The sequence below is a fragment of the Blastococcus litoris genome (genome assembly GCF_003075095.1).
Lineage (GTDB): Bacteria > Actinomycetota > Actinomycetes > Mycobacteriales > Geodermatophilaceae > Blastococcus_B > Blastococcus_B litoris.
The window spans coordinates 46,542-56,541 of sequence record NZ_QCZF01000008.1 but is presented as its reverse complement, the minus strand read 5'-3'; the positions used below and the strand labels follow the sequence as shown (position 1 = coordinate 56,541).

At 74.5% G+C, this 10,000-nt stretch carries 12 protein-coding genes; 2 read left to right on the top strand and 10 right to left on the bottom strand.

Features of this window, described 5'->3' with window-relative positions:
- Positions 1–53: 53 nt before the first annotated feature.
- From DCS98_RS23105 to DCS98_RS16970, 8 genes are all read right to left on the bottom strand, one after another.
- Positions 54–224, bottom strand: coding sequence for a hypothetical protein (locus DCS98_RS23105; protein WP_164704630.1), 171 nt, complete (start codon positions 222–224; stop codon positions 54–56).
- Positions 225–270: 46 nt separating this feature from the next.
- Entirely contained in the window at positions 271–561 is a 291-nt protein-coding gene (locus DCS98_RS17000) for an MGMT family protein (protein WP_116452582.1), read from the bottom strand.
- Positions 562–656: 95 nt separating this feature from the next.
- A complete protein-coding gene (locus tag DCS98_RS16995) occupies positions 657–1,238 on the bottom strand; it encodes a TIGR03086 family metal-binding protein (RefSeq protein WP_116452581.1) in 582 nt (193 codons plus the stop codon).
- A gap of 71 nt (positions 1,239–1,309) precedes the next feature.
- The gene (moeZ, locus tag DCS98_RS16990) at positions 1,310–2,470 is read right to left on the bottom strand and encodes an adenylyltransferase/sulfurtransferase MoeZ (RefSeq protein WP_116452580.1); all 1,161 of its coding nucleotides are present in this window, start codon (positions 2,468–2,470) and stop codon (positions 1,310–1,312) included.
- A 93-nt stretch (positions 2,471–2,563) separates the two neighbouring features.
- Positions 2,564–4,207 (bottom strand): ABC transporter permease, encoded by a 1,644-nt coding sequence (locus DCS98_RS16985; protein ID WP_116452579.1) that lies wholly within the window; start codon positions 4,205–4,207, stop codon positions 2,564–2,566.
- Positions 4,204–5,112, bottom strand: coding sequence for an ABC transporter ATP-binding protein (locus DCS98_RS16980; protein ID WP_116452578.1), 909 nt, complete (start codon positions 5,110–5,112; stop codon positions 4,204–4,206). Before DCS98_RS16980 ends, DCS98_RS16985 begins: the two co-directional genes overlap by 4 nt.
- A 120-nt stretch (positions 5,113–5,232) precedes the next feature.
- Positions 5,233–6,270 (bottom strand): DUF3152 domain-containing protein, encoded by a 1,038-nt coding sequence (locus tag DCS98_RS16975; RefSeq protein WP_241038211.1) that lies wholly within the window; start codon positions 6,268–6,270, stop codon positions 5,233–5,235.
- A 33-nt stretch (positions 6,271–6,303) separates the two neighbouring features.
- Entirely contained in the window at positions 6,304–7,371 is a 1,068-nt protein-coding gene (locus tag DCS98_RS16970; RefSeq protein ID WP_116452576.1) for an alpha/beta fold hydrolase, read from the bottom strand.
- A gap of 68 nt (positions 7,372–7,439) precedes the next feature.
- On the opposite strand from DCS98_RS16970, the gene DCS98_RS16965 reads away from it, so the two are divergent.
- Positions 7,440–8,081, top strand: coding sequence for a TetR/AcrR family transcriptional regulator (locus tag DCS98_RS16965; RefSeq protein WP_116452575.1), 642 nt, complete (start codon positions 7,440–7,442; stop codon positions 8,079–8,081).
- A gap of 95 nt (positions 8,082–8,176) precedes the next feature.
- Positions 8,177–8,413 (top strand): DUF3107 domain-containing protein, encoded by a 237-nt coding sequence (locus DCS98_RS16960; protein ID WP_116452574.1) that lies wholly within the window; start codon positions 8,177–8,179, stop codon positions 8,411–8,413.
- Positions 8,414–8,467: 54 nt separating this feature from the next.
- On the opposite strand, the gene DCS98_RS16955 is transcribed toward DCS98_RS16960, so the two are convergent.
- Together DCS98_RS16955 and DCS98_RS16950 are read right to left on the bottom strand one after the other, a co-directional pair.
- On the bottom strand, positions 8,468–9,136 hold the full coding sequence (locus tag DCS98_RS16955) for an SDR family NAD(P)-dependent oxidoreductase (protein ID WP_116452573.1): 669 nt from the start codon (positions 9,134–9,136) through the stop codon (positions 8,468–8,470).
- A gap of 10 nt (positions 9,137–9,146) precedes the next feature.
- Positions 9,147–9,800, bottom strand: a complete 654-nt coding sequence (locus DCS98_RS16950) for a ferritin-like fold-containing protein (protein WP_241038203.1) — start codon at positions 9,798–9,800, stop codon at positions 9,147–9,149.
- Between the last annotated feature and the right edge of the window lie 200 nt (positions 9,801–10,000).

Genomic DNA, 10,000 nt, shown 5'->3' with positions numbered 1-10,000 from the left:
AATCACGGCGGGCCGACAGTTCCGGGGCGGCTGGGACGGGTGGGAGGAAGGCCTCAGGTCAGGGCGAGGGCGGCGTCGCGGAGCGCGGCCTCGACCACCAGGTCGGCCGCGGTGGTCAGCCAGCCGGCCACCAGCAGGAGCGGCCACTCGGACTCGGAGTCCAGGGACGCCGTCGCCGCGCTCAGGCCGGCCTGGGCCACGGCACTGCACGCGATGTCGTTCATGCCGAGGGGATCGGCACGCCGCGACAGTTCCTGAAGTCGCATCCGGTCAATCGGGCCAGCGGACGGCGGACAGCACCACCCGCCCGGCCCGCATCGGTACGCCCTCGGCGGCGAGCAGCTCCAGCTGCCGCACCCGCACCGGCTCGGCCGCCGACCCGTCGGCGCGCACCACGCGGTACCAGGGCACCGCTCCGCCGCCCGACGACAGCGCCCGGGCCACCCGCCGCGGGCCGACGCCGATCAGCTCGCCGATCGCGCCGTAGGTGCTGACCCGGCCCGGCGGGATCTGGTCGACGACGTCGAACACCGCCTCGTCGACGTCGGCGGGGTCGGTCACCCGACGATCATGGCAAGCGATGTCCCGGCAGCGGACGGAACGGGACCGGGAACGGCCGGCTGGGGGACGACGCCCGCCGGCCGGACGGTCCTTGTTCAGTGCTCCTTGCGGCCGAACCGCGCGAGCAGCCGGGTCTGGGGCCGGGCGGCGGCGGAGACGTCCAGCGGCGGGTCGAACACCCCGGGGATGCCGTCCTCGGGCAGCTGCTCGGCGAAGACCAGCGTCGCCGTGACCAGCTCGCCGTCCAGCTCGGTGTCGCCGCCGGTGGCGCGGGCGAGGTCCCAGGCGTGCACCGTCAGGTCGGCGGTCATCTCGAGGATGTACTGCGTCGCGGGCGTCGGCCCGCGCGACAGGTGGACGGTGCGCATCAGCGCGTCGTCCTCGGCGAAGGCCGACAACGAGTTGTCGGCGGCCGACTCCCAGCCGGTGAACGGGTCGGCACCCAGCAGGTCGCTCGTCTCGTCCGGGAACCGTCCCTCCGCGAACGGCTCACCGGCCAGCAGCGGTGGCGCCCACAGGTGCTCGCTCACGAGGTGCGCCACGAGGTCCGCGACGGTCCACCCGGGCAGCGACTCGTCCTCCCACTGCCCCGGCTCGACGGCATCCACCCGGTCGGTGAACTGGTTCTGGGCGCGCTGGAAGAGCTCCAGCAGCTCGACGGGAGAGAAGTCGGCCATGGCGCCAGTCAAGACGACGACGGCCCGGCCCGCCCCCCGAGGGGAACGGACCGGGCCGTCGACCGACAGCGTCAGTAGGTGGGGAGCGCCTTGTCGATGCGGGTCGCCCAGGCGGTCACGCCACCCTGCACGTGCACGGCGTCCCTGAACCCGGCCGCCTTGACCGCGGCGAGGGCCTCGGCGGAGCGGACACCCGTCTTGCAGTGCAGGACGATCGGCCTGTCGTTCGGCAGCTGCGCCAGGGCGCGACCCGACAGGATCTCGTCCTTGGGGATCAGCTTCGCGCCGGGGATCGAGACGATCTCGTACTCGTTGGGCTCCCGGACGTCGATCAGCTCGAAGTCCTTGCCGGCGTCCATCATGTCCTTGAGCTCGTCGACGGTGATCGTCGAGCCGGCGGCGGCCTCCTGGGCCTCGACCGAGACGACGCCGCAGAAGGCCTCGTAGTCGATGAGCTCCGTGATCGGCTCGCCCTCCGGGTCCTTGCGGACCTTGATCTCGCGGAAGGTCATCTCGAGGGCGTCGTAGACCATCAGCCGGCCGAGCAGCGTCTCGCCGATGCCGGTGATCAGCTTGACCGCCTCGGTGGCCTGGATGGCGCCGACCGTCGCGCAGAGGACGCCGAGCACGCCGCCCTCGGCGCAGCTCGGGACCATGCCGGGCGGCGGCGGGACCGGGTACAGGTCGCGGTAGTTCGGCCCGTGCTCGTTCCAGAAGACCGAGACCTGGCCGTCGAACCGGTAGATCGAGCCCCACACGTAGGGCTTGTTCAGCAGCACGCACGCGTCGTTGACGAGGTAGCGCGTGGCGAAGTTGTCGGTGCCGTCGACGATCAGGTCGTACTGACCGAAGATCTCCAGCACGTTGTCGCTGTCCAGGCGGGTCTCGTGCAGCCGGACGTCGATGAGCGGGTTGATCTCCTTGATGGAGTCGCGCGCGCTCTCGGCCTTGGACCGGCCCACGTCGGACTGCCCGTGGATGATCTGGCGCTGCAGGTTCGACTCGTCGACGGTGTCGAACTCGACGATGCCGAGCGTGCCGACCCCGGCCGCGGCGAGGTACATCAGCACGGGCGACCCGAGACCGCCGGCGCCGACGGCGAGCACCTTGGCGTTCTTGAGTCGCTTCTGCCCGTCCATCCCGACGTCCGGGATGATCAGGTGGCGGCTGTAGCGGCGGACCTCCTCGATGGAGAGATCGGCAGCGGGCTCCACCAGGGGTGGCAGGGACACGTCGTGCTCCTCAGATCGTCCGACTGCGGCCCGGGGGCCGCCGTTCACGCTGATAACAGCGTGGCACGCGGGACTCTTCCCGCCGCCGTGACGTCAACCACGGAGGTCCCGGCGCGCGTACCCGAGCAGGCCCAGGACGGCCAGGAGCACGGCTACGACGAGCATGCCGACGGTCCCGGCGACGTCCACGGGCTCGGCGGGGACGGCGGCCACGTGCGCGAACGGTGACAGCTCACGCACCCAGCCGGTCCACCGGAACGAGTCGGCCAGCACGAGCAGCAGGAAGCCCCCGGCAGCCGGGAGCACGCCGACCAGGAGCACGGCCGACGGCAGCCATCCGAGCGCCAGGAGTGCGGCTCCGGCGCACAGCAACGCCACGGGGACTGCGTTCAACGCCCCGCCCACCGCCTCCCAGGGACCGAGCCCGGCGTCGACCACCGTCGCCCCGACCCACGCGGCGAGGCCGGCCACGACCGCGAGGACGACGGTGCCGACGGCGACCACCAGCGCCTCCCACGTCGCCCACCGCACACGGGTCACCGGACGGGAGTAGAGCAGCGTCAGCCTGGACGCCACCTCGTCGGCCGCGAGCGCGGCGATCCGCGCGGCGGCGTACGCGCCGACCGGGACGGCGAGCAGCGAGAACAGCGACGACGCGTAGCCCTGCACGGAGGCGAGCCGGACGAAGCCCGACGAGGCGGCCAGCTCGGCGAACACGGGGTTCTCCCGCAGGAAGTCCAGCATCGCCGTCGCCAGCAGGCCGATGAGCAGGAAGTAGGCGGCCAGACCGGCCGACCACGTCGCGGTCGCGCGACGCGTGCGGTGCACCGCGAGGCCGGGCAACGACCGCAGCAGCCTGCTGGGCGCCCTGGAGTGGTCCCTTCCCCGCCACCGGCCCCGGCCGATGTCCCGGTCGCCCGCGAGGACCACGGCGAGCACGGCGGGGACGAGGACCTGCGCGGCGAGCACGAGCAGCGGCGCCCACCGGTCGTCGGCGTACGGAGCGACCCGGCTCGCCAGGCCGAACGGGCTCAGCCACTGCAGCCAGGCCAGCGCGTCGACGCCGTCCCCGATCATGCGAAGGAGCAGTGCCGCGAGCATGGCGCCGACCGCGAGCCCGGAGGCCGACCGGCGCTCGGACAGCAGCTGGCCGGCCAGCACACCGACCGTGCCGCCGACCATGGCCGTGCCGCCGAGGACCGCTCCGAAGAGCAGCGAGCCGGTGACCGATGTGCCGGCGAGCAGCATCCCCCCGACGACGGCCGCCCCGATGACGGCCCCGGCTGCCAGGAGCACCGCCAGCGAGCGCCGCACCAGGCTGCTCAGCCGCACCCGGCCGGACAGCAGCAGGTCCACCCGTCCGGCGTCCTCCTCGCCGCGGGTGACCCGCGTGCCGGCGAGCGCCGCCCAGAGGCCGGCCAGCACGGCGAGCACCGTGCCGGTGCGCCAGACGGTGAACCCGCCGGGGTCGTCGAGGGCGACCGGTGGACCGAACAGGGTGCGGATCGCCGGGTTCTCGGCCAGGGAGAGGAGGGAGTCGGCGCCGATCGCGCCGCTGAAGGTGCGCTCGTACTCCTGCGCCACGAACGCCGCGAGCCCACCGCAGAGCAGCGCGACGACGAGGGTGCCGCGGCGGAGCTGCTGCACCAGGCCGCGGGTGACCGCCGCCCCCGGCCGGGCGGGCGGTCCGGGTCGGTCGACGTCCGCCCCGGCGCGCGCCGGCGTCCGCGTGGTCACGCCGTCACCTCGCCGTAGTAGTCGAGGAAGATCTCCTCGAGCGAGGGCTCGCGGACGTCGATCCGGGCGACGTCGGCGTCGGCCAGAGCGCGCAGCACCCGGGCCGGCGGACCGACGAGCGCGAGCGCCAGCTGCAGGTCCGACGTCCACCGCAGGTCGGCCACCTCGGACAGTTCCGCCAGCCGCCCGAGCTCGGGCGCCGGGTGACCGAGGTCGACGACGACCTCCGACCGCCGCAGCCGGCGGAGGTCCTCGAGGCCGGCCACCTCCACCAGCCGCCCCTGCCGCAGGATGCCGACGCGCGTGCAGACCGCCTCGACCTCGGCCAGCTGGTGGGAGCTCAGGACGACCGACTGCCCCCGGTCGGCGGCCTCGCGGATGCACCGCCGGAACTCCCGCTCCATCAGCGGGTCGAGCCCGCTGGTCGGCTCGTCGAGGATCAGCAGCGGCGCCCGGGTGGCGAAGGCGGCCACCAGGGCGACCTTCTGCCGGTTGCCGGTCGAGTATGCGCGTGCCCTCTTGCCGGGGTCGAGCTGGAAGCGGTCGACGAGCTCCGCGCGGTAGCCGAGGTCGGTGCCCGGCCCGATCCCGGCGAGCAGGTCCAGGCACTCCTGCCCGGTCATCGCGGGCCAGAGCGCGACGTCGGCCGGCACGTAGGCGAGGTGGCGGTGCGCCCGCTCGACGTCGGCGGCGTCGTCGCCGAAGACCCAGGCGGCGCCGCTGGTGGGCCGGAGCAGACCCAGGACCATGCGGATCGTCGTGGACTTCCCGGCGCCGTTGGGGCCGAGGAAGCCGAACACCTCACCCGGCGGGACGGTCAGGTCGAGGTCGTCCACCGCCACGGTGGAGGAGAAACGCTTGCCCAGGTGCTCGGTGCGCAGCGCAGGGACGGACGAGGCGGACATGGCACTCCGATCGCAGTCGGGAACTCGACTGCCGACCAGGCTTCCCGGCGCACCGGGGACGACGCTAGACCCGACGTCGGTCCTGCACCAGAGCCCCGGTCGGCGCGTCGGAGGCGCGGCTCAGGGATAGGGCCAGGCGTTCTTGACGCAGCCCTCGAGGCCGAGCGTCTGCTGCTGCATCACCGGGGCGAGCTGGCCGGCGCCGGGGCAGTTCTGGTGCCCGTTGCCGAGCGCGTGCCCGACCTCGTGGTTGACCACGTACAGCCGGTACGTGGCGACGTCGCCCTCGTAGTCGGGGACGGCGGTGGCCCAGCGCGCGAGGTTGATGACGGCGCGGTCGCCGTAGCGGCAGGACGTGTAGCCACCGGTGCCGACCCCTGGGCAGTAGGTCTCCATGCTGCCGGGGCTGACCAGGCTCACCTTGATGTCGAACTGGCCGGCCGCGGCCTCGGCGGCACCCACCCGCTGGAAGGACATGCGGCCGCCGTTCCCCCAGGACCGCGGGTCGCCGAGCGTGGCCTCGACCGCCTGCGCGAAGGGCAGTCCCTCGACACCGATGCCGTCCTCGACCTCGACGATGAACCGCCGCAGCGGCCCGGTGCCGTAGACGGCGGAGGTGCCGTCGACGACCGAGAGCGTTCCCGCGCCCTGCTCCACGTAGCTCTCGACGCCGACCGTCGGCGGCGCCTCCGCGGGGGCGACGTCGCCCTCCGCCGGTGACACCGGCGCGGAGTCGACCGCGGGCGGCGTGGTCGAGTCCGAGGCGGTCGTCGGCGCGGCGGCCGCCCCGCCTCCGGAGGGCGCGAGGGGCGAGCTGAGACCCAGGTCGACCAGCGTGACGATCGTGGCGATGGTCAGCAGCGGTATGGCGTACGCGCGCCAGCCGTAGCGCTGCGCGAACCGGCGCAGGCGTCCGGCCGGCGGCCTCACCGGCTGCCGAGGGGCGCGGGGCCGGCCCGGCTGGTCGGGGTCGACGCGGGCCACGAGCGGGCGGCCCGGCCGCTCGGCGGTCCGGACCACGGCGCGGGGCGGGATCGAGCGGGGCGGGATCGAGCGGGGCGGCACCGGCGGCGGGGGCGCGGGCCGGCCGGTGCGCGCGGCGCCCGGACGGCCACCCGAGGGACGGCCGTCCCCCGGACGTCCTCCCACTGGCCGCACTCGTGCTCCTCGTCGTCCTCCGGTGTCAGCTTCTCAGCGTCTCACGCTGCGTGGCGTGTCGACAGCAGCCAGCGGTTCCCGGCACGCCGCCGTCGTCTCCACCAGGCCGAGCACCGCGCGGGCGGTGGCCTCCGGCGCCTCCAGCATGGCGACGTGCCCGACCCGCTCCAGCACCTCCAGCCGGGCGTCGGGGACCGCCGCCGCCAGGCGGGGTGCCATGGCCGGGTCGACGAGCTTGTCCCGGTCCCCCCACAGCACCAGCGTCGGCATCCGCAGGGTGCGCGCCGCCCGCCAGGCGTTGGCAGCACCGACCCGCAGGTACGAGGTGATGAGCCCGCGCATGCTGCGGGTCAGCGCGTGGTCCGCCCACGGCTGCTCCGACCGCTCGCGCATCTCCTGGACCGCCTGCTCGATCCGCTCCGGCGGAACCTTGCGCGGCTCGCCGAAGCACATCCGGACCATCGCCCGCACGCTCTCCTCCGGCGTGATCGCGCCCATGCGCCGCGCCGCGAGCGACGGCACGCCGGGCACGAGCAGGAGCAGCAGGGCGCGGCTGAACGCGGGCGGCACGCGGTAGACGGGCATCGCCGGCGAGACCAGGGTCAGCGTGGCCACCAGGTCGGGACGGCGGGAGGCGACCAGCAGGCTGACCAGCCCGCCCAGCGAGTTGCCGAGCAGGTGCACGGGACGCCCGTGCGCCTCGCCTGGCCGGGCCACGACGTGCTCGAGGACGTCGACCACGGCCCGCACGTGCCCGCGGATCGAGTACCGGCCGCGCGGCGGGGGCTGGGACCGGCCGAACCCCGGCAGGTCCACGGCCCACCCGTCGAAGCGCACCGCGAGCAGCGCCGCCAGGTCGGTCCAGTTGGTCGAGGCGCCGCCCAGCCCGTGGACGTACAGCGCCCGCTCCCGCGGACCGTCCGCACCGTCGACCGGGCCCGTCCACGGGGTGCTGCGCACGAAGACCTCGCCGCCCCGGACGGGAAGATGCTCACCGGGCCACGGCGGGACGAGCGAGGTGAGCGGGGGCAGCGGGGTGGCCGACGGGCGGGCGACCGGGGCTCCGGCGGTCGCGCCGTCGGGCGGGGTGGCCTCGGACATCCATTCGACGGTAATCCCCGCCCGTCCGGCATGCGGTTGGGGAACTCGCCGGTAACATCCCGTTCGCCATGCAGCCGCCTCGTCCCGCCGCCGTGAACACGAACCGGCGCACGTCCCGCCTCCCCCGGGGCGCCCGTCGCCTGCAGCTGCTGCGCGCGGCGCAGGACGTGTTCGTCGCCCAGGGCTTCCACGCCGCCGCGATGGACGACATCGCCGACCGCGCCGGGGTCAGCAAGCCGGTCCTGTACCAGCACTTCCCGGGCAAGCGGGAGCTGTACCTGGCCCTCCTGGAGGAACACGTCTCCGAGCTGGCCGACCGCGTCGCCGAGGCGATGGGCGGCACCGAGGACAACCGGGCCCGCGTGGACGGCGCCGTCGGCGCGTACTTCGACTTCATCGACGCCGAGGGCGAGGCCTTCCGGCTGGTCTTCGAGTCCGACCTGCGCAACGACGCCGACGTCCGGGCGATCGTCGACAAGGGCACCGGGGCCTGCGTGGAGGCGATCGCAGAGGTCATCGCTGCCGACACCGGCCTCGACCCCGAGCGGGCGCTGCTGCTCGCCTCCGGGCTGACCGGCCTGTCGGAGACGAGCGCGCGCTGGTGGCTGCCGCGCAAGGGCACGGTCTCCCGCGACGAGGCCGTCGCGCTGGTGTCGGCCCTCGCGTGGCGCGGCATCTCCGGTTTCCCCCGGGTCGACGGCGAGCACTGAGGGCGTTCGCTGACGGCGCACCCCGACGGCGGGCCGGTCGGCCCGCGGCTGGGCTAGCGTGGTGGGCAGTCGCGAACCGAGGAGGCATCGCCCACGTGGAAGTCAAGATCGGCGTCCAGCACTCCCCCCGGGAGCTGGTCATCGACAGCCCCAAGACCCCCGATGAGATCGAGAAGGACGTCGCCGCGGCCATGTCCGGCTCGAGCAAGGACGGCCTGCTGACCCTGGTCGACGAGCGGGGTCGTCGCGTCGTCGTCCCCGTCGACCGGATCGCCTACGTCGAGATCGCGCAGCCCGACCAGCGCCGCGTGGGCTTCATCGCCGGCGCGTAGTCCCCACGCACGGAGGGGCGTTCCCGCGGACCGCGGGGACGCCCCTCCGTCGTCTCAGCGGGCCGTGAGCTCCACGACGGTCCGCCACCGCTCGGGCGGGCCGGTGGTCTCCGCGACGAGCTCGGCGTAGACACCGGCGACGCGGTCCGGCGAGATCTGCCGGTCCTCCCCCACCAGGCCGCGCACGGTCACCGTCGCCACGTGGATGCCCTCGGGGGCCAGCGCCCGCGCCTGCACCTCGGCCAGCGCCCGCAGCGCCGCCTTCTGCACGCCCAGGCTCGACATCGACGGGATCGGCTTGTCCGCGGACCCGCCTCCGGTGACCAGCACCGTCCCGGTGCCGCGCTCCCGCATGCCCGGCAGCGCCGCGCGGAGCGCCGTCTGCAGGCCGACGGCACCGGCCGCCAGGTCGGCGAGCAGGTCCTCCGGGGAGAGGTCGGGGACGCCGACCTCACGGCCCACCGACACGTTGTAGAGCAGGACGTCGACCGGCCCGAGCTCCTGCACGAGGGCCTCGACGGCGATGGCGAGCGAGCGCGGGTCGCCGGCGTCGGCACCGGCCCAGGCCACGCGCGCGACGGACTGCCGGAGCTCGGCGCCCAGCTCGGAGAGCGCGCCCTCCCGGCGGCCGATCAGGCCGACGGCGTACCCCTCGCCACCGAGGCGGCGGGCCGTCGCGGCCGAGATGCCGGGGCCGGCCCCGACGACGAGCAGGTGCGGCACGGGACTCCGATCAGGGGTTGAGGCCGAGGGCCTTCATCCGCTTGGTGTGGGCACTGGTGATGCGCTCGATCAGCTTCGCGACGCCGGAGAGGTCCCCCGTCCCGGCGATGATGAGCTCGGCCAGCCCGTCGTGCTCGGCGATGACCGCCTGCGACTGGCTCATCGCCTCGCCCACGAGCCGCCGCCCCCAGAGGGAGAGCCGGCCGGGCACCTTCCGGTCCGCCGTGATCGCCGCGCGGACCTCGCGGACGGCGAAGTCGGCGTGCCCGGTGTCGGCGAGCACGTCGAGGACCAGCGCGCGGTCGGGATCGGGCAGGAACGCGGCGATCTCCCGGTAGAAGTCGGTGGCCAGGCCGTCCCCGACGTAGGCCTTGACGAGGCCCTCCAGCCAGGTGCTGGGCCGGGTGCTCTCGTGGAAGGCGTCCAGCGCCCGGACGAACGGCGCCATGGCCTGCGACGGGTCGGCACCCAGCTGCTCCAGGCGCTCGACGAGCCGGCAGTGGTGCCCGATCTCGGCCGCCGCCATCTTCGCCAGCGCCGCCCGGCCGGTGAGGGTGGGCGCGAGCCGGGCGTCCTCGGCCAGGCGGTCGAAGGCGGTCAGCTCGGCGTAGGCGAGCGCACCCAGCAGGTCCACGACGGCACTGCTGTCGACCGGGGTCGTCACACGCATCTCCTGGTTCCGCGGGTCGCCGGGGCCGGTCGCGGCAGGTGGCGCAGCTCACCCGGACAGCGCGGCGGGCCGAGGCTAACGGGTGCCCGCGCTACCATGGGAATCGGTGCACCCCCGGGTGCGCTGTGTATCTGTGCGCTGACGACCGCTGGACGACGCCCTCCGGGGCCGTCTCCCGGGCCGATCTCGAACAC